We start from the raw sequence: 22,470 nt of genomic DNA, 5'->3' as shown, positions 1-22,470 counted from the left end.
TTATAAAAAATGCAAAAATGACAGGAGGTAAAAGCATGGTTAAGAAAACAAGCAAGATATTGTGCTGGATGTTAACTCCAATCCTGTTAATAACATTAGTTGCCTATTTTAAAGTTCAAAATATACCTACAACAATATTTATAAGAGAAGGTCAATCGATAAAATCTAATACATTTGTGAAAGTATGTGAGGAAACTGATACTGTAAAAGCTTCTAGTAATACTAATAAAGATAAAAAGGCAAGTGTAAATTTATTAGGAATTTTTCCAGTAAAATCTGTTTCAATAAAATCCGTAAGCAATGATATAGTTTTGTATCCAGGAGGTCAGCCAGTAGGAGTCAAGCTAAGCACAAAAGGAGTACTGGTTGTGGCTTTATCAGATATAAAAACTGAAAATGGAAAAGTGTCAAGCCCAGCAGCCTTAGGTGGAATACAGATAGGAGATAACATAATAAAAATTAATGATACATTGGTTAAAAATGCAGAACAGACACAAAGCCAAATCAATAGTTCAGAAGGAAAAAATTTAAAAATTACTATAGAACGAAAAGGAGAACAACTTGAGAAAATAGTAAAGCCTATTAAAAGTTCAGAAGATAAAAATTATAAGATAGGACTTTGGATAAGAGATTCTACTGCTGGAGTAGGAACTTTAACATTCTACGATGATAAAACTAAAATGTTTGCTGCTCTTGGTCATCCTATAACAGATATTGATACAGGTACAATCTTAAGTATAAATTCTGGAGAAATAGTATCATCTTCAATAGTATCAGTTAAAAGAGGGTTAAGAGGAAATCCAGGAGAATTAAAAGGTATATTTGTAAATGAAGAAACAATACTAGGGCATATACAAAAGAATACTGAATGTGGTGTATTCGGTAAAAGCAACACTAAATTGGCAAACAAATATAACAAACCAATGAAAGTTGCATTACGTAATGAAATAAAAGAAGGCCCAGCAAAGATATTAACTACTATAGACGGAGATGATCCTAAATATTATGATATACAAATAGAAAAACTTTTATCACAAGATACTCCAGGGCCTAAAAGCATGATTATAAAAGTTACAGATCCAGTGCTTTTAGAGAAAACAGGAGGGATTGTTCAAGGTATGAGTGGAAGTCCTATTATACAAGATAACAAAATAATAGGAGCTGTAACACATGTTCTGATAAATAAACCGGATGTTGGATACGGAATATATATAGAATGGATGCTTAAAGATGCAAATATACTAACAAAATAGAATAGTAGTAAAACTAAGAATAATGAAAAAAATACTGTAAAAATTTTTAATAATATCAAAATCTATGGTAAAATGAATGTAAAAAGTAGTATAATAAAAGATAGCATGATAATTATGCTATCTTTTATTCATATTTGATAAAAATTTTTCATTACAAGAAGGAATTAAAATTGTTTTGTCGAATCTATTATTTGTTAAGATATGGGAATAAAATAAAAATAAAGGGGAGTAAGGAATATGGAACAATCAAAAATAAGTGTAATTATAGCAGATGATAATAAAGAATTTTGTAACATTCTAAATGATTATCTGTTAAACCAAAGGGATATTGTTGTTACTGGTATTGCAAAAGATGGAGTAGAAGCTTTAAAGCTTATTGAAGAAAAGAAGCCAGATTTAGTAGTATTAGATATAATTATGCCTCATCTTGATGGACTTGGTGTTTTAGAAAGATTAAATAGTATGGATATAAATCCTATGCCAAGAGTAATTGTACTTTCTGCAGTAGGGCAAGATAAAATTACTCAAAGAGCAATTACATTAGGAGCAGATTATTATGTTGTAAAACCTTTTGATATGGATGTATTTACTAAAAGAATTAGACAAATGTTTAACAACACAATAAGTGGTGGAGATGAGACAAAAAAGACAATATCATTAATTGATACAACAGAAATAAAATTTACCAAGAGTGAACCTACAAATCTTGAACAAGAAATAACTAATATAATACATGAAATAGGAGTTCCAGCTCATATTAAAGGTTATATGTACTTAAGAGAAGCTATAACAATGGTAGTAAATAATATGGAACTTTTATCTGCAGTAACTAAAGAATTATATCCTTCCATTGCAAAAAAATATAATACAACAGCTAGCAGAGTAGAAAGAGCAATAAGACATGCTATTGAAGTGGCATGGTCAAGGGGTCAAGTTGAAACTATCAATAAAATATTTGGCTATACTATACATAATGATAAAGGTAAGCCTACAAATAGTGAATTTATAGCAATGGTAGCGGACAAATTGAGATTAAAAAATAAAGTGTCCTAAAAATAAGTTTAAACATAGATAATTCTCAAAATGGCAGATAATAGGACCTAAGAATCTGCCTTTTTTTATATAATATTCTAAAATAAAAAATCTTGACATAATAATTTAACAAGGAAGGTGATAAAATGAAACTAGAATTAGAATTTGAAGAAATAAAAAACATAGAAAATCTCATATCGAATAGAATTAATGAACTAAGAGAAAAACTTGTAGACGATGGCGATAAGGAAGAAGAACTAAGAGAAATTATTAGATATTATAAAAGACTTATGAAGAAAATTAATGAGCAAATAGAAGAGTAAATATTTTAGTTCACCTTGCGTAAGTTTTATTATTGATTTTATATGTAAAGTCTATACTTTGTTTTTAGAGATTATTTGATTAACCCCTGGATTGTAGCAATCTAGGGGTTAAATTTATCCTTGGAATCCTTGACTTGTTATTTTATTTCACATGATTAGATTTGAACATGTTCCTTTAATTGACAATTATATATTGAAAGTATAAAATTATAATAAATTACTCGAAATACATTATTATAATTTTGAGTATGAAGTTTTTATATGCTAATATAGCGGAGGGATACTAATATGAATTTTAATGAAAAGACCTTGGAAGTTAAAAATATATATAAGGGTAAAATTATTGATGTAAATGTTTATACTGTTGAATTACCAAATGGAAGAAAATCTAATAGAGAAATTGTTAATCATTCTGGAGGAGTTGCCATAGTGGCATACAAGGATAAAGATACAATACTTTTAGTTGAACAATTCAGAAAGCCAATAGAGAAAGTTATTTTAGAATTACCTGCAGGAAAAATTGAAAAAGATGAAGATATAGAACTATGTGGTATTAGAGAATTGGAAGAGGAAACTGGGTATAAAGCTAAAGAATTTAGCTATTTAGGCAAGGTAGTTACTAGTCCGGGATTTTGTAATGAGTATATTTATATATATAAGGCTGAGAATTTGTATAAAGGCAAAGACAATTTAGGGGATGAAGATGAATTTATTAATGTTAGAGAGATGAAGATAGATAAAATTAAAGAAATGATAAAAAATGGTGAAATAACAGATGCTAAAACTATAAGTGCACTTATGTTTTTATAAACAGGATTCTTCGCTTAAGCTTGAGTTTTCTCCAGCTTAAGATTAGAAGCCGTTATCCAGTCGGATAAATATATGATTTTAAACATAGTCATATAACTCCTTTGAATATCATAAATATTAAAAAGGTAACTAAACAAAGGGGGATAAAACTATGTCAGAAAACAAAATGTTAAATATCATAAATAAACATGTACAAAATAATTTTTGGCTCTATGTTATAAGTCTTTTATGTATATGCACAGGAATAGTACTAGGAATATACAGTGTTAAGTATATGGGGAGCTTTGAAAAAAGTGATCTTTTAAGTTATTTAAAGAACTTTAATAGTTCAATTGGATCGGGAAACATAAATTATAAGTCTATTTTTATTGAGACAATAAAAAGTAATATACCTATATTGGCAGCGGTGTGGTTTCTAGGCTTAACTATGATAGGTATACCTGTAATATTAATAATTGACATTATAAAAGGATTCACCATAGGATTTACCATTAGTTTTGTAATAAATGGAATGGGGATAAAAGGAATGTGGTTTTCACTTTTAGGCGTACTTCCACAAAATATTATATATATCCCATGTATAATATTCGCCTCTGTACTTGCTATGGAATTTTCATTAACTATATTAAAAGATAAAACGAATAAGCAATGGATTTCCAATATATGGATTAGAATAACCTCTTATTCACTTTCTTTTATACTTGTTATAATTGTTATGTTTATAGGATTTTTTACAGAAGCATATATTACCCCTAATATGATTAAATTGATAATAGCAAGTATAGGAAGTGTAATCATATGATTAAAAATGAAGAGTTTAGTTCATTTTTCATAATTGTGTTAAAATGTTTCTTTATACTTATTTTTTTGGATTATTTTTACCTAGATTTTTAGATTATTTATTATATAATTTTATAAGTAAGCCTAATGTGTATGACAACAGTATATTTGTACACAGTTTAGTTCGTAGAAATTTAGACGTAATTTACAATTATAATTACGTTTTTGAAAAATTTTTGGGATTTTAACAAATATAATACCCAAAAGGTGGGAGAAAGTTATGAATAACTATTTATTAAAGTATATTGATAATTTAGAAAAAAAACATGCTAGTAAAAATACTATGGATGCATATATTAGAGATGTAAGCAGATTTTGTGATTTCATAAAGGAAAGGGAAGAGAAAATTCAAGATGTTGGAACAGTTTCAATAATGGCATATGTTCAATATCTACAGAAGCAAGGAAGAGCTCTTTCGTCAATAGTTAGAAATATTGTATCATTAAGAAATTTTTATAAATATTTACTAGCAAAAGGAATTGTTAGTGAGAATCCAGTAATAAGTTATCAAATACCAAAAATTAAACATAATATCCCAAAAGTATTAACAATAGAAGAAGTGGATAAACTTTTATCAGCACCAGATTTAAGGCTAAATAAGGGTATAAGGGACAAAGCAATGCTTGAAGTAATGTATGCTACAGGTATGAAAGTATCTGAGCTTTTAAATCTTACTATTTATGATATAAATTTAAAATTATGTTATGTTAAATGTAAGGGCTCAAAGAATCAGGAAAGGATAATACCTATAGGATCAGTAGCAATAAAGTGTCTAGAGGATTATTTAAATATTCGAGCTGAATTGAATACATATAATTTGGACTTGCTTTTCTTAAATATAAAAGGTGTTCAAATGACCAGGCAGGGTTTTTGGAAAATAGTTAAACATTATGCAGAAGAAGCTAGAATAGATAAAGTTATAAATTCTTTTACTCTAAGGCATTCTTTTGCTGTACATTTACTTCAAAATGGTGCAGATATTAAATCTGTACAGGAGTTATTAGGACATAAAGACTTATCTGCAACACAAATATACTCTAGTATTTCTAGAAAAAATAAAATAGCTGAAATTTATAAAAATTCTCACCCAAGAGCATAATATAAGTTAATATCCGTTGCATCTTTGACTTGTCATTTTCTTTTAGATGCTTTAATGAACATATGATAAACAGAATTCTTGGCGTCAGATGGAGTTTTAACTCCACCTGATGCTTAGAAATCGTTATCCAGGGACGTAGCCGCTCTTTACTCCCGCTTGGAGAAGAGGGAGTATTAGAGCGGGTAGTCATCGGATAAATGAGAAGAAAGGAAGGTATATATGATAAAAAGAACTATATTGATTGTATTAGATAGCGTTGGTATTGGAGAAATGCCAGATGCAGCAAAGTATGGAGATGTAGGAAGTAATACCTTAGGAAATGTATCTAAGGCTGTTGGAGGACTAAGTTTACCTAATATGGAAAAGTTAGGTTTAGGTAATATAGATGGAATAAAAAATATAGCTAAGTGTGAAAATCCAATAGGCTCATTTGGTAAATGTGCAGAGCTATCTATAGGAAAAGATACAGTAACAGGACATTGGGAAATAGCAGGAGTTATACTCAAAGAACCACTTAATACATATCCTGAAGGTTTTTCTGAAGACATAATAAAAGAATTTGAATCAAAAATTGGAAAAAAAATAATTGGAAATAAAGTAGCATCAGGAACGGAAATAATTAAAGAACTAGGAGAGGAACACATAAAAACTGGATCGCCTATAGTTTATACATCAGCTGATAGTGTATTTCAAATAGCTGCTCATGAGGATGTTATATCCTTAGATGAGTTGTACAATATGTGTCAAATAGCAAGGAAAATGTTTGTAGGAGAAAAGGCTATAGGAAGAATAATCGCAAGACCTTTTGTAGGAGCGCCTGGACAATTTACTAGAACATCAAATAGAAGAGATTTTGCACTAGATCCTTTTGATAAAACTATGTTGGAATATATCAAAGAAAAGGATATAAGTGTTATGGCCGTAGGGAAAATAGAAGATATATATAACAAAAAAGGAATAACAGATGCTGTTCATATTAAAAATAACATGGATGGAATAGACAAAACATTACAATACATGAAAGAAAACAAGAATGGGCTTATATTTACTAATTTAGTTGATTTTGATATGTTGTATGGTCATAGAAATGATGCTGTAGGATATGCTAAAGCTTTAGTGGACGTAGACAATAGAATACCTGAAATTATATCCGCTATGAAAGAAGATGATATTTTAATATTAACTGCGGATCACGGTTGTGACCCAACTACTGAAAGTACAGATCATTCCAGAGAATACATACCAGTGATTGTATATGGTAAAAGAATAAAAAGTGGCATAAACATAGGTGTAAGAAAAAGCTTTTCTGATATAGGCAAGACTATACTTGATTTGCTCAAAATTGAGAACAACTTATATGGAGATAGCTTTGCAAAGGAAATACTAAAGTAATTTAAATTTTATAATAAACCAGAGGTGTCAAATTAGATATCTCTGGTTTGTTGTTTTGCGTCTATTTTAAATATTTTGGTGATAATATTATTAATTTCGGGAAAAAATAGAATTGAAGGAAGGAGGAAATTAAAAATGAAAAAGAGAAATAAGGCCTTAATAAGTTTACTATTAATTCTATTTTTTGTTATAGGTATTTTTTCAACAATTGTTAAAGCGGAACCAAACAAAAAAGAAGAAACTAATGTAACAGAAGCTGGACTAAGTGTAGATGCAAGATCTGCATTATTGATGGAACCAACAAGTGGTAAAATATTATTTGAAAAAAATTCCAATGAGAAATTACCACCTGCATCTGTAACTAAAATTATGACTATGCTTCTAGCGATGGAGGCAGTAGACTCTGGAAGAATCAAGATGAGTGATAAAGTTACAGTAAGTGAAAATGCTAAAAAAATGGGTGGAAGTTCTATGCTGTTGGATACTGGTGAAGTTAGAAGTGTAGAGGACCTAATTAAAGGTATTGGAATAGCTTCTGGTAATGATGCAGCAGTAGCTATGGCAGAATACTTAGCAGGAAGCGAAGATGCTTTTGTTAAGCTTATGAATGAAAAAGCAAGTCAGCTTGGTATGAAAAATACCTCATTTAAGAACTGTACAGGATTAAGTGCAGCTGGCCATATAACTACAGCTTATGACATAGCAATTATGTCCAAAGAACTTCTAAAACATTCAGCTATACTGAAATACACAGGAACATATATGGAGACAATATCCGAAGGAAGAAAAAGCCCAATAGGATTAGTAAATCACAATAAATTAGTGAGATTTTTCAAAGGTTGTGATGGATTAAAAACTGGTTTTACTGATGAAGCTAAGTACTGTATATCAGCGACCGCTACAAGAGATGGAGTGAGAATGCTTTCAGTTGTTATGGGGTCTCCAACATTTAAAGTAAGAAATAAAGACGCTGGCATGCTTTTAAACTATGGTTTTTCAAAATTTGAATGTAAGAAACTTTTATCTAAGGGCGCAGATGTAGAAAAAATTACTTTAAATAAACAAGGCGATAGATTTTTCATAGCTAAAGCGAAAGAAGATTTAAACATAGTAATGGAAAAAGGTAAAGATAGTAAGATAACTAAAAAGTGTATTGTGGATACAAATAGAAAAGCATATAAAGCCAATGAAGTAGTTGGTCATTGCGAAGTATATATAAATGGTGAATTAGTTGGAAAGACAAAAATCTATAGTGATAGAGATGTTAAAAAAGCAGGTGTTTTTGAAAATTTAAAAAATAATTTTACAAGAATTTTAGATAGAGGTATTTAAAATTAAGAAGTGAACGATGTTAAGTGAACAAATAGTTCATTATACATTGTTCACTTTTCATTATAGAATTTATAATGAATTACATTGTATAATATATTTATAGGGAAAATAGGCCGAAAGTTAGCTTCTCTATAAAAGGAGGCAATATGGATATTTTTGGCGGTTATAATAAAGATCAGATAGATGTTATAAATATAATAAAAGATTTATGCAAAAGCTGTGATATTAAAGCCTATATAGTAGGGGGAGCAGTAAGAGATAGTATTTTAGGAAAGAGTACTAGAGATATAGATATATGCATAAACAGAGATCCTAAAATTGTTATAGAAAATTTGTCATTTATAAAAAAATATGAGTATCACTCCCAATTTCAAACTTCAACGATTGAATTCAATAATGGTATAGTAATAGATTTAATAAGATGCAGAAAAGAGACTTATGAGAAAAATGGATCACTTCCTATAATAGAACCCTCTTGTATTGAGGATGATTTATCTAGAAGGGATTTTACTATCAACGCTTTAGCTTATGATATAATTAATAATGAGATCATTGATTTGTTTAACGGGCTTTTAGATTTAAGAAATAGACAACTTAAAAAAATTCACAGCAATAGCTATGCGGAAGATCCAACAAGGATATTCAGAGCGATTAAATATAGCGTAAGATATGGTTTAGAACTATATGATAAAAATGAGATAATTGAAAGTATAAATATAGGTGATATTAATACTATTAGCTCTGATAGAATAATAAAGGAATTATTTTTAATGTGTGGAGAGGATAATTGGATAGAAAATTGGGCTCTATGTAATGAGTTAGGAGTATTAAAATTAGAAGCACATTTTTTAGGAATAGAAAATTGCTTAGGAAGCTATGAGGATATAAATTTAAGACTAGTAAATGTGTTTTACTCATTAAAGGATGAAAAGTATATAGATATTTTTATCAACAATTCATTCTTAGATAAAGATTTAAAGAAGACAATTAAATATTATTATTATAACAAAGATAAAATAGTTGACTTGCTAATGAAAGCTATGGATAATTATGAGATATGTAGTGTATTAAAAAATATAGATCTATATGCTTTAATGATTCTATGTTGGAATACAAAATTAAAATACAAAATTATTAATTATGTTTTCAAATTAAAAGAAGTAAAGTTACATATAAATGGTGAATACCTAACTAAACTTGGCATAAATGAAGGGAAAAATGTAGGAAGGATTTTGAAATTTATAATGAAATTAAAGTTGAATACGGGCATAAAAGATGATAAAAAATATTTAGTGGATAATTTGGGAGAGATAATTAAATGTCTTTAAATATAAAAATTGAAAATTTTGAAGGACCTTTTGATTTACTTCTACATCTTATTAAAAAGAGTAAGATGGACATATATGATATAAAGATACATGAAATTACTAAGCAATACTTAGAATATATACATACCATGGAAGAGATGGATCTTGAAATAACTTCGGAATTTATAATTATAGCGGCTACTCTTATTGAAATAAAATCAAAAATGCTGCTACCGAAGCCTAAAATTGAAGAAAGTGCTGAAGATTTAGATGCTCAAGATCCTAGAAAAGAATTAGTGGACAAGCTACTCCAATATAGAAAGTTTAAGGCTGCTGCTAAATTACTTAAGGACAGGGAGTTGGGACTAGGAAGAATGTTTGGGAAAAAACCTGAAATTATAGAGGAAAAGAAGAAACCGCAGTCTCATCAAGAACTTCTTAAGGGAGTTACGATGCTCAGCTTATATGAAATATATAATAGGATTATAACAGTTTATAGAAGCAAAATAAATACTACAAATATTATAGATAAGGAGATTCCAATAGATAAATTTAAAATTGAAGACAAAATGGAATACTTAAGAAAAAGTATTGAAATAGGTGTTAGAATACCATTTTCCACTATCGCAGTAAAATGTTCTTCAAAAATAGAAGTAGTCATAACCTTCTTGGCTCTTTTGGAGCTCATGAAATTAAGATATGTAACTGTAATACAGGAGAGGAATTTTAGAGAAATATATGTAGAGAGGGTAAATGAACATGAAGAATAAGAATATTAATCAATTAGAAGTAGAAGAGGTTTCAACAAAAAATATTTATTTTTCCATAATAGAATCATTGTTATTTGTTTCAGGTGAGCCTTTAGATATCAAACAAATAGCATCTATAATAGAATGTAGTTTAGATTTTACAAAGCAACTACTAAAGGAAATGGCAAAATTATATGAATGTGAAAGTCGTGGGATAAAGATTATAAATAATAATGAAAGTTATAGCCTTGCTACAAAGGCTGACAACAGTGTATATATTGAAAAGCTTTTAGGAATTAATTCGAGACAGGGATTGTCTCAAGCAGCATTAGAAACCTTAGCCATAGTGGCCTATAAACAACCTATAACTAGAGTTGATATAGATGAGATAAGAGGAGTAAAAAGTGATAGAGCTATATCCAGTCTTGTAGAAAAAGGATTAATTAAGGAATGTGGAAGATTAGATGTTATAGGAAGGCCTATATTGTATGGAACAACAGAAGAATTTTTAAAGTATTTTGATCTTGAAAATATTGGTCAAATGCCTGGTCTTGATAGTTTTATAGAAGAGGTTGCATTGGATCGAGAGGAATTAAATGATTAAGTATAAATTTAACCCGATGTTTTAGGACATCGGGTTAATCTTTTCTTACAATTATATTTATAGATAAGAAAATCTATATATTAATCAGTAGTAGATTGTGTAGATTCATGAGAGCAATGCTCTTTATTTTTAGATTGCTTATCACTATGACACATATTCTTAAAAAGGTCCATTATTTGAGGAATAGAATCTACTAGTTTATCATAAGTATTTTGTTGATCTAAAGATAAAAGTCTTATAGAATCACCTTTTATAACAAGAAATGCTATAGGTTTTACTGTAACTCCAGCACCAGATCCACCGCCGAATGGGTAATCAGAACCTGTACCACCAGTATTTTTACAGTCATATTCGCTTCCACCAGATACAAAGCCAAATGAAACTCTTGATATCGGTATGATTAATGAACCGTCTTTTGATTCAACTGCATCTCCGACTATTGTATTAACGTCTATCATGTCTTTAAGGTTTTCCATAGTACTTTTTAGTAAATTTTCTATAGGATGACCTTCCATATTTAACTCCTCCTTTATTTATGTGTTAGCAAGATTAATTTTTTCTTTATTACGAAGATTATGATAAATTATGGCGGATATATAAATAACTTTAGCCAAATTAATAAAAATTATACTATCTATTTCTAATATTAGGGTTAATTTGTTAAACTCAGGTTTTATATTTACTTTTTCATCTTTTATGTGTATGAAGAAACTAGATGCCTTTAATAATATTGAAATAAATGTGGAGATTAACCCAAAAGCTAATGCAGTTTGTGCAGCATCATCCAGACCATAGTTTACATTTATTTTAATCTTTAGACTTGGCTTGAATTTTATAGCTTTTAATGAATTTAATGATACTTTTAGTGTATTAGAAAAAATAGGAATACGGTTTTCTTTATATTTAATATCAAGTTTAGTTTTATTCTTTAAATAAGTCATCTTATTAGTAATATCTATATTATAAAGAATAAATCTTAACTCTTTTTCACTATATTTAACTTTAAATTTAATAGGAATTGGAATTAAGAGAATTAAAAGCAAAATTAAAATTCCAATATATAGAATATGCATTAAAAACTCCTCCATTTATGTATACAATAATAATTATATCCATATGAGGAATTTATATAACCATATGGAACAAATTTAAGGATTAATTTAATGAATTAAAGAAAAAATATAATATAGATATTAATTTTTAGGACATTAGACCCTAATAGTAAGGGAGGGTAAAGTTCTAAATGGACTTTAACGAGTAATTTTACTGGTAACTTGTGAGCGGAATCTAAAATCTTAAATTACCCAGTACCCGAAGGGAAACAAGCAAAATTACCAAGTGTTCCGACTAAAAGGAGGAAAATTTATGCATAAAAAGGTGAAAGAAAGACATAGATATATATGTTCATTGCTTTTATTTATTTTTACTTTATCTTTATTTGTTTCCTATAGAGTAGAAGCTTTGGAAATAAGTAATCCAAACACTAAGAATAGTACCAATAAAGGTATTACTATGAGTGCAAGATGTGCTATAGCTTTAGATAGTAAATCAAAAGTTGTGCTTTATGAAAAAAATGCTTATGAATTAGTGCCTATGGCAAGTACAACCAAAATAATGACTGCATTAGTTGCTTTGAAATATAGTGATTTAGATAGAAAAATAGAAGTATCTTCGAAGGCATCTTCAATGAGAGGATCAGTAGTGGGCCTTAGAAAAGGCGAGCAAATATCTACAAAGGAATTAATATATGGATTAATGTTAAGATCAGGAAATGACGCAGCTGTTGCAATAGCAGAAGGAATAAGTGGAAGTGTAGAAGAGTTTGCAAAACTTATGAATGAGTATGCTGGAGAAATAGGGGTTATAAATACACATTTTGAGACTCCACATGGATTAGATAAAGATGAACATTACTCCACAGCATACGACTTAGCTGTGGTTACAGCAAAAGCAAAAGAAAACAAATTATTTAATGAAATAGTAAGTTCAAAAGATGTAGATGGGAAAACACTGGGATTTACAAGAAGCTATCATAATATAAATAAAATATTATGGCAAATGCCTGAGGCTACTGGTGTAAAAACAGGGTATACAGGAAAGGCTGGAAAGTGTTTAGTTTCTTCAGCAAATATACAAGGAAATGATGTAATAGTTGTAGTATTGAACTGCACAGAAAGATGGAAGGAAAGCATAAAAATATTTGATTACGTAAACAAAAATTATGAATTTAAAAAGATGTTCTTAAAAGGAGATAGTGCAGGAGATATTACTTTAAGGAGAGGAAATATCAAATTGCAGTTTGAGGATGATGTGGTGATTCCTGTGAAAAATGGAGCTGAATACACAGTAAAGATTATAAAGCCTGAAAAAATAGACTACACAATAAATAAAGGAGATAAAATAGGAAAAGTTTGCATTTATGCTGATGGGGAATTAATATATAGTAATTCTCTTCAATCATCGGATACTTTTAAAGTAAAGCAACTTCCTAAGTGGCTTAAAAAAATAATAAAGTAAAACCTACTTATAATATAAATTTACTTAGCGATCAGTTAAATTATGCACTGCAATGTACTGGTGATACTTAAATTTGAAATAAATACTTTTTATGTTGAGAGTTGAGAAGTGAAAGTGTCAACTCTCAACTAATTATTTATAATAAAATAAGTTTTCTTTTTTGAGTCCTCTAGCAAGCTAAATTTTTTCAAGTTAATATTATCAATTTGATTAATTTCATTCAAAACTTTATTTAGATAATCTTTCTTAAACTTAATTTGAGAATCCAACTTAATTTCATTATGAATTAAATAATCAATATTCTCCGGCACGCTTCCTGCAACAAAAATAGGAAAGAGGGCATATATAGATTTATTTATAAAGGCATACTGATATATAGTAGCATCGATAATATCACAATTATATGTATTAAAACAATGAGCAAATTGTCTTTTATATCCTTTTACTTCCACCGATAAAATACCTTGAACTGCAGGCACATCTATGTCTAATTCTCTGCATAATTGATATATAAAGCTTGATATTATAGGAGCACTATTTGAGATTTGATATCTATTTATACAATACTTACAGATTAGCCTTGTTATTTCCATTTTGTTAGACATATTAAAAATCCTTTCTTATATATAATGCATATTTTAGTATATAATTTTATTAAAACATAATTGTATAAAAAAATATATAGATAAACTAACTTAGTACCTTCGAGGTGGTGAATAGCCTAAATGGCTTTTTACGAGTGGCTTATCTATGCTAATTGATAAGTTAACTTTCTGCCTTTTCTATCTATGTTTTAAAATAAAAACGGATAATCATAAAGATCATCCGTTTAAAACTGCTTTACCTAAATAAGGATACTAAAACTAATGTTAAAGTACTTATAAGCTTTATTAAAACGTGTAGAGAAGGTCCTGCAGTATCTTTAAATGGATCTCCTACAGTATCTCCTACTACCGCTCCTTTGTGAGTTTCTGATTTTTTACCGCCTAAGTTTCCTAATTCAATAAATTTTTTTGCATTATCCCAGGCTCCACCTCCGTTATTTAAGAAGAGAGCCATAACAACACCAGATATTGTACATATCATTAAAAATCCAGCAGCAGCTTCTTTACCTAAAGTTAACCCGACAATGATTGGTGCTGCAATAGGAATAATCCCAGGTAGTATCATTTCTTTTAAAGCACCTTTAGTAACAATATCAACACAGGTAGCATAGTCAGGTTTTGATTTACCTTCTAATATACCAGGTATCTCTTTAAGCTGTCTCCTAACTTCTAAAATGACATACTGAGCAGCTTTTCCAACAGAGCGTATAGCTGTAGAAGCAAAAAGATATACTACCATGGCTCCTAAAAATGCGCCAATAAATACCTCTGTTTTCCCAATATCTACTGCAAACCATGAATCTAAAGGTTTCCCTAAAATTGTTTTTACCTGCTCTAAATATGCAAAGAATAAAAGAAAGGTAGCCAAGGCAGCAGAACCAATAGCATAACCTTTTGTTAATGCCTTAGTTGTATTACCACAGGCATCAAGTTTATCCGTTATTAATCTAACTTCATCAGGAGCACCGGACATTTCTACTATACCACCTGCGTTATCAGTAATGGGACCAAAAGTATCCATAGCAAGTATATAAGCACAGGTTGAAAGCATACCAATAGTAGCTATAGCAATACCGTAAAGACCTCCGTTAGATATTCCAACAAGAGCAGCCTCACCAAGTTTATAAGCAGTAAAAATAGCAATTGAAACGAATAAAACAGGAAGAGCTGTTGACTCCATACCTACAGATATCCCAGTAATTATATTAGTTGCTGCACCTGTTTTAGAAGATTCTGCAATTGATTTTACTGGCCTATATTTATATGATGTATAGTAATCGGTAATTATTACAAACATATAACTAAGAACTATTCCAGTAAAGGCACAGAAATACAAGTACAAATAGTTTATGCTGCTCCCATCTGGTAAAATACCAGAAAACATAGATTTTACTATTAAAAATAAAAATACTAAGTTTAAAATTGTTGTAACTAAATATCCTTTATATAATGCAGACATAGGATTGTCGGTGTCTTTATCAGCTTTTACAAAGAATAAACCGGCTATTGAAGATATTATTCCTACTGCCCCTGTTACTAAGGGGAATAAAATTCCCTTCCATCCAAATACAGGATATAATGCTACGCCAAGAATCATTGCGCCTATGTTTTCAGCTGCAGTTGATTCAAAGAGGTCAGCGCCTCTACCAGCACAATCGCCTACATTATCACCAACCAAATCTGCAACAACGGCAGGATTTCTTGGGTCATCTTCAGGTATTCCAGCCTCGACTTTTCCAACTAAATCTGCTCCAACATCTGCTGCTTTTGTATAAATACCTCCACCTAGTTGAGCAAAGAGAGCTACAAATGAAGCTCCAAAACCAAACCCAACTAAAAGAGAAGGAGCCTCTTTTATCAAGGCATCATTTCCTGATATACCGCCAAATATTAGGAATAGTATAGTCACACCTAAAAGAGAAAGAGATGTAACAGCAAGACCAGTAACAGCACCACCTCTAAGAGCTATGGTTAAAGCCGAGTTTAATCCTTTTTTTGCACCTGCTGCAGCACGGATGTTTGAATTTACTGCCATATACATACCTATATATCCAGATATACCAGAACATAAGGCACCAGTTATGAAAGCAATTCCAATACGGGAAGCGTATCTTATGGCAATATCATAGCCTTTTGACAAGTTACCAAAGTAATTTGCAACTACAATTAAAACAACAGTTACGAGCGCCAAACAAAAAATTGTTTTATATTGTCTTCTCATAAAAGCCATAGCGCCTTCTTTTATGGCATTTGATATGTTTTGCATTTGTTCTGAACCCTTTTCTTGTGTGAATATAAATTTAATAAGAAAGATGATGGATAGTAGAGCTAAAAACAATGAGGTGAAAATAATAATTAAGTAAATGCTCATAAGGTCAACTCCTTTCTTAAATGTAACTTAATCAAGGATTTGATAAAGTTGAGCCAAAACTTAAAAGTGAGAATTTTACAAAAAGACTTCTATCTTAATATTAGCATATAACAAATTATGGTAAATTTCAATAGTTGTAGAAAAAAATAAACGTAAATATATTATTGTATAACACATTTCAATCCATTGGGATGTAAAAACAAATTTTGCTCATGTATAAAAATGATACAACAGTTATAAAGTTTATGGTACAACAATATAACATTATGAATTTTGATTATGAAAAAGTTTTCAAAAGAATCTATAACAACAGCTACTGAATTAGACAGTACGGTAAATTTATATTCAATAAATTGATAAAAAAATGAAGGTTAATTAGAAAATAAATTCAAAAACATACATATTGTTAAAGTTTATACACAATATACATATCATGTAAAATTTAAAGATTAAATATCTAAAAAATAGTTTTAAAAATAACAAAAAAAAGTGGGAATTTACTCTATATTGCTTAATGAAAAAAATGTAAAAAAATGAAGTTAGTGTTATATGAAATATTAAATTGTTAAATTATTCATTTTATCATAAGGAATATAATATGCATATAAGAAAAAATGCTAATAATTAACTAGTAAATTAGTGAAATATGAAAAAAAACATTGAGTATGAGTCTAAAAACATACTATTTCGAAAAATAAACACAATAATTAATGTTGATTTTTAACAGGTACATGTGAATAATTTCATAAAATATATTAATTATTTATGAAATTTTTTTAAAAATTTTCATTAAAGGATTATAAATACTATTGTAATTAAATTTTTAACATGTATAATTACAGTGGAAAGGGTTAATTTGATACAAAAGTTTGTATCAATAAATTTATGCATTTAAATGAAAGAAAATCATCAAAAGTTTGCAAAGAACAAAACAAACAGAATATACTATAAGTTAAGTAGATCTTAACATTGTTTTTTGTAAATGATTTCACTATAAAATATAACAGCTTTTAAAATATAAACATAAACATACTAACACAGTTCATATAGTAATATTAGTACAGCATAAATCTTTATGCTACGATTAGAAAAATCGACAAAATAAATTAATTTATTAATATTAAAAGTACAATTACATTTATGTTATCTAAAGTTATTCATTGTTAATAATTTAATCAAATATGATCCATCTTATCTTAAATTCTAGAAAAAGTAGTAAACTAGTATAAGCTAAAAGTGAATTTTTATCAAGGTGATAATATAGTTCATTGAATTTAAAAATAAAATGCGCTATATAAGTGGCTTGATAAAATATTATCAAATCGATAACGATTTATCACTTTGAGAATAGTTTTTATAGCCCTTATTGTAATAAATATATTATAGAGGAATTAATAAGTAGTTTTATTTATGCTAAGTTATATTTGAAATTTTCTCAAAAAGTAGAATATATCATATTTTTAATCAACTAAGCTTTAGCTTAAAATATAATAATTTGTATACTTGGCATATTAATTGCTAAAGATTAATTCATACTCCAACAGCTATAGTAGGTTTTAGTGATTTTGGAAGGGGGAGAAGTATGACCAGAGAAAATGAGGGTGTAGTAATAGAAGTTTCTGGAGACATGGCTAAGGTGAAATCGAATAGACATGGTGATTGCAAAAACTGTGGTGCATGCCCAGGAGATAATGCTACAGTCTTAGATGTACAAAATCCACTTGGAGCTAAACCTGGACAACGAGTTTCTTTTGAAATGAAAGAGACAAATATGCTAAAAGCAGCATTTATTGTATATATTATGCCTCTTATTGCAATTTTCTTAGGTGCCGTTGCTGGTACATGGTTGGGAGAAAAGACAGGACAATCTATTAGGATATTTCAAATTGGTGGTGGAATAGTAGCATTTATTTTATCTATTATTTATGTAAAGATTTTTGATAAGTCTACGCAAAGTGATAAAGCAATGATACCAATTATTACACGTATACTATCTTAGTCGTTAAAGCATTGCTAAGTTTTATGCTTTCTTATAAATATCTTAAAAATATTGAGTGAGGTGTTGAAAAAAATGGCAAAAAGTTTTCGTGGAGGAGTGCACCCGAACGATCGTAAGAGCTATACATCAAGCAAAGCGATCGAAGTAGCGCCTCTGCCAAATAAAGTTATAATTCCTGTAAGACAACACATAGGGGCACCTTGTGCGCCAATAGTTAATAAAGGAGATATAGTTAAAAAGGGACAAATAATTGCTAAAAGTGATGCTTTTGTATCAAGTAATATACATGCATCAATATCGGGCAAGATTATAGATGTAGCTGATTACCCACATAGTGTATTTGGCAAATGCTTGTCAGTAGTTATTGAAAATGATGGACAAGATGAATGGATTGAAGGACTTCCTGTTGACCGCGATTGGCAAGCTTTAAGCAATGATGAATTACGCAGTATAATTAGAGATGCAGGTATAGTTGGAATGGGGGAGCTACTTTCCCAACTCATGTTAAGCTCGCACCACCAGAAGGTAAGAAAATTGATACTTTCATTTTAAACGCAGCAGAATGTGAACCTTATTTAACTGCAGACCATAGAGCTATGCTTGAATATGCAGAGCGTATAGTTACAGGTGTTAAAATAACAATGAAAATACTTGGAGTTACTATAGGCTATGTAGGTATTGAAAATAATAAACCAGATGCTATAAGTGTAATGACAAAAGCTTTTGAAGGCACTGGTGTAGAAGTTGTAGGATTGCCAACTAAGTACCCACAAGGTGCTGAAAAAATGCTTATAGCAGTTTTAGCAGGTAAAGAGGTACCTTCTGGTGGACTGCCTATGGATGTGGGAGTAGTTGTTCAAAACGTAGGTACAGTTATAGCTATATCTGATGCTGTCTGTAAAGGTATACCAGTAATTGAAAGAGTAACTACAATTAGTGGTGGAGCTATAAAGGAACCTAAGAATCTTTTATTGAGAGTAGGGACAACATTCCAAGATGCTATTGAATATTGTGGTGGATTTTCAAAAACACCAGAAAAAATAATTAGTGGTGGTCCTATGATGGGATTCGCTCAATCTAACACAAATGTATCTATAATTAAAGGATCATCAGGAATACTTGCATTAAGCAAAGAAGATGTTAACTCAGGAAAAGAGTCAGCATGTATTCGCTGCGGACGCTGCTTAGAGGCATGTCCTATGGGACTAAATCCAAGTATGCTTAGCATTCTTGGTGAACGTGGATTATTTGAAGAAGCTAAAGAAGAGTTTAATCTTTTAGATTGTGTAGAATGTGGAAGCTGTGTTTATGGCTGTCCAGCTAAACGTAATATTGTACAGTACATCAGATATAGTAAAGCTCAAAATGCAGCAAAGGCTGCAAAAAAGTAGGAGGTGAATGTTAATGAGTGCTGAAGTAATAAAAGATAAGAATTTAGATACAAAACTGAAAGAAAAAGAAGCTGAAACAAAAGGAAACCTTTTCACCGTTTCATGTTCACCACACATTCGTTCAGAAGAGTCAATATCAAGCATAATGTGGAAGGTTAATCTGGCAGCAGCGCCAGCAGCTTTATTTGGAATATATAATTTTGGTATGCCTGCATTAAAAACATTATTATTAGGAATTATTTCTGCAGTTGCCTTTGAGTATCTTGTACAGAAATTTAGGAACAAGCCTATAACTATAAATGATGGAAGCGCATTTTTAACTGGTTTATTAATGGCTATGTGTTTACCACCAGCATTACCTTGGTATATGACAATATTCGGTTCATTTATTGCAATTGTTGTAGCTAAACATTCTATGGGAGGATTAGGGTACAATATTTTCAATCCAGCTCATATAGGAAGAGCCGCAATAATGGTTTCTTACCCAGTAGCTATGACAACATGGACAAAGATGCATACTGCTGTTGATACAGTATCATCAGCAACACCTTTAGGAATTTTAAAATTACAAGGTTATCAAAAACTTGTTGAAACCTTTGGTGGTACACCAAACATGTATAAGGCATTATTTATTGGTACTCGTAACGGTAGTATAGGAGAAACTTCTACTATATTACTTATTCTAGGAGGAGCTTACTTAATTTATAAGAAATATATAAACTGGCACGTACCTGTTTTCATGATTGGTACAGTAGGAATTTTGACTTGGATATTTGGACCAGCTGGTATGCTCACAGGAGATCCTATATTCCACATGATGGCTGGTGGATTAGTTATAGGAGCATTTTTCATGGCAACAGATATGGTTACTATTCCGATTACGGTAAAAGGACAAATTATATTTGCAGTAGGTGCTGGCGCACTTACTACATTAATTAGATTAACAGGCGGTTACCCAGAAGGTGTTTGTTATTCAATACTATTAATGAATGCTCTTACGCCACTAATTGATCGTTTATGCCAGCCAGTTAAATTTGGAGTAAGGAGGTAGTTGGAAATGTCAGCAGAACACACAGAAAAACACTATAGTATTTTTCAAATAGCTATGAATTTAACTGCAGCTTGTTTTATATCAGGAGCAATAATTGCTGCAACTTACTTTGTTACCAATCCAATTGCAGAGAAAAAAGCTATTGAGATGAAAAATAAATCAATGCAAGGATTAGTAAAAGATGCGGATAAATTTAAGGAAATAGAAGGTAAGAAAGAATGGTTTGAAGCACAAAAGGGCGGGAAAACTATTGCCTATGTAGTACCTTCAGAAAGCAAAGGGTTCGGTGGACCAATAAAAATGCTTGTAGCTGTTACTCCAGAAGGAAAAGTAATTGACTTTACTATACTAGCTCATAATGAAACTCCAGGACTTGGTGATAATGCTCAAAAGGATTCTTTTAGAGGCATGTTTAAAAACAAAGGTGCTGAAGATTTAGAGGTTACAAAGGATCCTTCGAACAATAAAAATATTCAAGCAATGACTGGTGCTACAATCTCTTCAAGAGCAGTAACTAAAGGCGTTAAGGAAGCCGTAGAAGAAGTTACTAAGTATGCAGGAGGTAAATAAGTATGAAAGAATTATGGAATATATTTAAAAAGGGAGTAATTGTTGAAAATCCAATTTTTGTTCTAGCTCTTAGCCTTTGTCCTGCACTTGCAACAACTAGTACGGCAAAAAATGCTTTAACAATGGGTTTATCAGTTATGTTTGTTATAACTCTTAATAATACTGTAGTATCTATAACTAGAAAGTTTGTAAATCCTAAAGTTCGTGTACCGGTGTATATTACATCAATAGCAACTATAGTTACATTAGTACAGTTGTTATTACAAGCATATTTTCCAGCAGCTTACAAAGAACTAGGTATATACCTAGCATTAATAGTTGTTTTTGCTATAATTCTTGCTCGTGCAGAAGTGTTTGCTTCAAAGAATCCTGTAATTCCTTCATTTTTCGATGGCTTAGGAATGGGATGTGGTTTTGCACTTTCCATGACATTAATAGGTGTAATTCGTGAATTATTTGGAGCTGGATCTATATTTGGGATTCAGGTACTTGGATCATGGTATAATCCTGCACTTATAATGATACTACCAGCAGGAGCATTTATACTAATTGGTTATCTGGTTGCTGGTTCCAAAATGTTTTTGGAACGTCAAGCTAAACTTCAAGCTGAGAGGGGTGAAGCATAATGAAGGAATACTTATTGCTGTTTATAAGTGCGGTAGTTGTAAATAACTTTGTTTTAACTAGATTCTTAGGATTATGTATATTCTTTGGTGTTTCTAAGAGCCTTAATGCTTCCGTTGGTATGGGTATGGCTGTTACTTCAGTTATGACTATGAGTTCAGCCTTAGCATGGTTAGTTCATCGCTTTGTATTAGTTCCATATCACTTAACATTCCTAACAACAATAGTTTTTGTACTTTTGATTGCAAGTTTCGTGCAGCTCTTGGAAATGATTATAAAAAAGCAAGCACCTGCATTATATAATATGTGGGGCATATACCTGCTATTAATTGCTACAAACTGTGTTGTGCTTGGTGTACCTGTTATGAATGCTGATTCAGGTTTCTCTTTTGGTAAGAGTGTGGTTAATGCCATTGGATCAGGTATGGGGTTTGCTCTAGCACTAATTCTTATGGCAAGTTTAAGAGAAAAATTAAGATTAGCGGATATACCTAAACCACTAGAGGGTCTTGGCATTGCATTTATATTAGCAGGAATGCTCGCTTTATCCTTCCTTGGTTTTTCCGGAATGATAAGTCTATAGAAAGGAGCTGAGGGATAA

General features: G+C 30.3%; 21 protein-coding genes and 1 pseudogene. 18 read left to right on the top strand and 4 right to left on the bottom strand.

What is annotated here, in order from left to right:
• Window positions 1-35: 35 nt before the first annotated feature.
• The 11 genes from spoIVB to scpB all read left to right on the top strand — a co-directional run bounded on the left by spoIVB (window position 36) and on the right by scpB (window position 10,741).
• Window positions 36-1,253 (top strand): SpoIVB peptidase, encoded by a 1,218-nt coding sequence (spoIVB, locus tag RCG18_RS00590; protein WP_308039513.1) that lies wholly within the window; start codon window positions 36-38, stop codon window positions 1,251-1,253.
• 237 nt (window positions 1,254-1,490) lie between these two features.
• Complete coding sequence (gene spo0A, locus RCG18_RS00585; RefSeq protein WP_308039512.1) at window positions 1,491-2,306, top strand: sporulation transcription factor Spo0A; 816 nt, start codon at window positions 1,491-1,493, stop codon at window positions 2,304-2,306.
• Between the two features lie 125 nt (window positions 2,307-2,431).
• A complete protein-coding gene (locus RCG18_RS00580) occupies window positions 2,432-2,608 on the top strand; it encodes a hypothetical protein (RefSeq protein ID WP_308039510.1) in 177 nt (58 codons plus the stop codon).
• A gap of 288 nt (window positions 2,609-2,896) precedes the next feature.
• Window positions 2,897-3,418 (top strand): NUDIX hydrolase, encoded by a 522-nt coding sequence (locus tag RCG18_RS00575; protein ID WP_308039509.1) that lies wholly within the window; start codon window positions 2,897-2,899, stop codon window positions 3,416-3,418.
• A 151-nt stretch (window positions 3,419-3,569) separates the two neighbouring features.
• A complete protein-coding gene (spoIIM, locus tag RCG18_RS00570) occupies window positions 3,570-4,220 on the top strand; it encodes a stage II sporulation protein M (protein WP_308039508.1) in 651 nt (216 codons plus the stop codon).
• 258 nt (window positions 4,221-4,478) lie between these two features.
• Complete coding sequence (gene xerD / locus RCG18_RS00565) at window positions 4,479-5,357, top strand: site-specific tyrosine recombinase XerD (protein WP_308039507.1); 879 nt, start codon at window positions 4,479-4,481, stop codon at window positions 5,355-5,357.
• A gap of 219 nt (window positions 5,358-5,576) precedes the next feature.
• Window positions 5,577-6,749, top strand: a complete 1,173-nt coding sequence (locus RCG18_RS00560; protein ID WP_308039506.1) for a phosphopentomutase — start codon at window positions 5,577-5,579, stop codon at window positions 6,747-6,749.
• A 135-nt stretch (window positions 6,750-6,884) separates the two neighbouring features.
• The gene (locus RCG18_RS00555; protein WP_308039505.1) at window positions 6,885-8,081 is read left to right on the top strand and encodes a D-alanyl-D-alanine carboxypeptidase family protein; all 1,197 of its coding nucleotides are present in this window, start codon (window positions 6,885-6,887) and stop codon (window positions 8,079-8,081) included.
• Window positions 8,082-8,227: 146 nt separating this feature from the next.
• Window positions 8,228-9,409 (top strand): CCA tRNA nucleotidyltransferase, encoded by a 1,182-nt coding sequence (locus tag RCG18_RS00550; protein WP_308039504.1) that lies wholly within the window; start codon window positions 8,228-8,230, stop codon window positions 9,407-9,409.
• Window positions 9,400-10,158 (top strand): segregation/condensation protein A, encoded by a 759-nt coding sequence (locus tag RCG18_RS00545; protein ID WP_308039503.1) that lies wholly within the window; start codon window positions 9,400-9,402, stop codon window positions 10,156-10,158. The genes RCG18_RS00550 and RCG18_RS00545 overlap by 10 nt, the downstream gene beginning before the upstream one ends.
• Window positions 10,148-10,741 (top strand): SMC-Scp complex subunit ScpB, encoded by a 594-nt coding sequence (gene scpB, locus RCG18_RS00540; protein ID WP_308039502.1) that lies wholly within the window; start codon window positions 10,148-10,150, stop codon window positions 10,739-10,741. The genes RCG18_RS00545 and scpB overlap by 11 nt, the downstream gene beginning before the upstream one ends.
• Window positions 10,742-10,821: 80 nt before the next feature.
• On the opposite strand, the gene ytfJ is transcribed toward scpB, so the two are convergent.
• Together ytfJ and RCG18_RS00530 are read right to left on the bottom strand one after the other, a co-directional pair.
• Window positions 10,822-11,256, bottom strand: a complete 435-nt coding sequence (gene ytfJ / locus RCG18_RS00535; RefSeq protein ID WP_308039501.1) for a GerW family sporulation protein — start codon at window positions 11,254-11,256, stop codon at window positions 10,822-10,824.
• Window positions 11,257-11,274: 18 nt separating this feature from the next.
• Entirely contained in the window at window positions 11,275-11,814 is a 540-nt protein-coding gene (locus tag RCG18_RS00530; RefSeq protein WP_308039500.1) for a DUF2953 domain-containing protein, read from the bottom strand.
• 292 nt (window positions 11,815-12,106) lie between these two features.
• Between RCG18_RS00530 and RCG18_RS00525 the strand changes: the two genes are divergently transcribed.
• On the top strand, window positions 12,107-13,258 hold the full coding sequence (locus RCG18_RS00525) for a D-alanyl-D-alanine carboxypeptidase family protein (protein ID WP_308039499.1): 1,152 nt from the start codon (window positions 12,107-12,109) through the stop codon (window positions 13,256-13,258).
• A gap of 128 nt (window positions 13,259-13,386) precedes the next feature.
• Here the strand turns inward: RCG18_RS00525 and RCG18_RS00520 are convergent, their stop codons facing one another.
• Entirely contained in the window at window positions 13,387-13,863 is a 477-nt protein-coding gene (locus tag RCG18_RS00520) for a hypothetical protein (RefSeq protein ID WP_308039498.1), read from the bottom strand.
• Between the two features lie 235 nt (window positions 13,864-14,098).
• A complete protein-coding gene (locus RCG18_RS00515; protein WP_308039496.1) occupies window positions 14,099-16,234 on the bottom strand; it encodes a sodium-translocating pyrophosphatase in 2,136 nt (711 codons plus the stop codon).
• Window positions 16,235-17,816: 1,582 nt separating this feature from the next.
• Here RCG18_RS00515 and RCG18_RS00510 point away from each other — a divergent pair.
• The 6 genes and pseudogenes from RCG18_RS00510 (at window position 17,817) to RCG18_RS00485 (ending at window position 22,452) form a co-directional block, all read left to right on the top strand.
• Window positions 17,817-18,233 carry a SoxR reducing system RseC family protein gene (locus RCG18_RS00510; RefSeq protein WP_308039495.1) on the top strand — a complete coding sequence of 139 codons (417 nt, stop codon included), beginning with the start codon at window positions 17,817-17,819 and terminating at the stop codon, window positions 18,231-18,233.
• Window positions 18,234-18,305: 72 nt separating this feature from the next.
• Window positions 18,306-19,624 (top strand): annotated as a pseudogene (gene rsxC, locus RCG18_RS00505) (electron transport complex subunit RsxC).
• 13 nt (window positions 19,625-19,637) lie between these two features.
• Window positions 19,638-20,675 carry an RnfABCDGE type electron transport complex subunit D gene (locus RCG18_RS00500; RefSeq protein ID WP_308039494.1) on the top strand — a complete coding sequence of 346 codons (1,038 nt, stop codon included), beginning with the start codon at window positions 19,638-19,640 and terminating at the stop codon, window positions 20,673-20,675.
• 6 nt (window positions 20,676-20,681) lie between these two features.
• Complete coding sequence (locus RCG18_RS00495) at window positions 20,682-21,245, top strand: RnfABCDGE type electron transport complex subunit G (protein ID WP_308039493.1); 564 nt, start codon at window positions 20,682-20,684, stop codon at window positions 21,243-21,245.
• Between the two features lie 2 nt (window positions 21,246-21,247).
• Window positions 21,248-21,871: an electron transport complex subunit E gene (locus RCG18_RS00490; RefSeq protein ID WP_308039491.1), complete on the top strand. Its 624-nt coding sequence runs from the start codon at window positions 21,248-21,250 to the stop codon at window positions 21,869-21,871.
• Window positions 21,871-22,452, top strand: a complete 582-nt coding sequence (locus RCG18_RS00485; RefSeq protein ID WP_308039490.1) for an RnfABCDGE type electron transport complex subunit A — start codon at window positions 21,871-21,873, stop codon at window positions 22,450-22,452. Before RCG18_RS00490 ends, RCG18_RS00485 begins: the two co-directional genes overlap by 1 nt.
• Window positions 22,453-22,470: the final 18 nt, after the last annotated feature.

The sequence above is a fragment of the Clostridium sp. OS1-26 genome (assembly GCF_030915445.1).
Classification (GTDB): Bacteria; Bacillota; Clostridia; order Clostridiales; family Clostridiaceae; genus Clostridium_AM.
The sequence above is the reverse complement of the archived record's forward strand: the minus strand, read 5'-3'. Positions and strand labels throughout refer to the sequence as shown.

Excerpts from the sequence above, each read along its gene's own strand:
- spoIVB (WP_308039513.1), top strand. The coding sequence starts at position 36 with ATGGTTAAGAAAACAAGCAAGATATTGTGCTGGATGTTAACTCCAATC.
- spo0A (WP_308039512.1), top strand. The coding sequence starts at position 1,491 with ATGGAACAATCAAAAATAAGTGTAATTATAGCAGATGATAATAAAGAA.
- RCG18_RS00580 (WP_308039510.1), top strand. The coding sequence starts at position 2,432 with ATGAAACTAGAATTAGAATTTGAAGAAATAAAAAACATAGAAAATCTC.
- RCG18_RS00575 (WP_308039509.1), top strand. The coding sequence starts at position 2,897 with ATGAATTTTAATGAAAAGACCTTGGAAGTTAAAAATATATATAAGGGT.
- spoIIM (WP_308039508.1), top strand. The coding sequence starts at position 3,570 with ATGTCAGAAAACAAAATGTTAAATATCATAAATAAACATGTACAAAAT.
- xerD (WP_308039507.1), top strand. The coding sequence starts at position 4,479 with ATGAATAACTATTTATTAAAGTATATTGATAATTTAGAAAAAAAACAT.
- RCG18_RS00560 (WP_308039506.1), top strand. The coding sequence starts at position 5,577 with ATGATAAAAAGAACTATATTGATTGTATTAGATAGCGTTGGTATTGGA.
- RCG18_RS00555 (WP_308039505.1), top strand. The coding sequence starts at position 6,885 with ATGAAAAAGAGAAATAAGGCCTTAATAAGTTTACTATTAATTCTATTT.
- RCG18_RS00550 (WP_308039504.1), top strand. The coding sequence starts at position 8,228 with ATGGATATTTTTGGCGGTTATAATAAAGATCAGATAGATGTTATAAAT.
- RCG18_RS00545 (WP_308039503.1), top strand. The coding sequence starts at position 9,400 with ATGTCTTTAAATATAAAAATTGAAAATTTTGAAGGACCTTTTGATTTA.
- scpB (WP_308039502.1), top strand. The coding sequence starts at position 10,148 with ATGAAGAATAAGAATATTAATCAATTAGAAGTAGAAGAGGTTTCAACA.
- ytfJ (WP_308039501.1), bottom strand. The coding sequence starts at position 11,256 with ATGGAAGGTCATCCTATAGAAAATTTACTAAAAAGTACTATGGAAAAC.
- RCG18_RS00530 (WP_308039500.1), bottom strand. The coding sequence starts at position 11,814 with ATGCATATTCTATATATTGGAATTTTAATTTTGCTTTTAATTCTCTTA.
- RCG18_RS00525 (WP_308039499.1), top strand. The coding sequence starts at position 12,107 with ATGCATAAAAAGGTGAAAGAAAGACATAGATATATATGTTCATTGCTT.
- RCG18_RS00520 (WP_308039498.1), bottom strand. The coding sequence starts at position 13,863 with ATGTCTAACAAAATGGAAATAACAAGGCTAATCTGTAAGTATTGTATA.
- RCG18_RS00515 (WP_308039496.1), bottom strand. The coding sequence starts at position 16,234 with ATGAGCATTTACTTAATTATTATTTTCACCTCATTGTTTTTAGCTCTA.
- RCG18_RS00510 (WP_308039495.1), top strand. The coding sequence starts at position 17,817 with ATGACCAGAGAAAATGAGGGTGTAGTAATAGAAGTTTCTGGAGACATG.
- RCG18_RS00500 (WP_308039494.1), top strand. The coding sequence starts at position 19,638 with ATGAGTGCTGAAGTAATAAAAGATAAGAATTTAGATACAAAACTGAAA.
- RCG18_RS00495 (WP_308039493.1), top strand. The coding sequence starts at position 20,682 with ATGTCAGCAGAACACACAGAAAAACACTATAGTATTTTTCAAATAGCT.
- RCG18_RS00490 (WP_308039491.1), top strand. The coding sequence starts at position 21,248 with ATGAAAGAATTATGGAATATATTTAAAAAGGGAGTAATTGTTGAAAAT.
- RCG18_RS00485 (WP_308039490.1), top strand. The coding sequence starts at position 21,871 with ATGAAGGAATACTTATTGCTGTTTATAAGTGCGGTAGTTGTAAATAAC.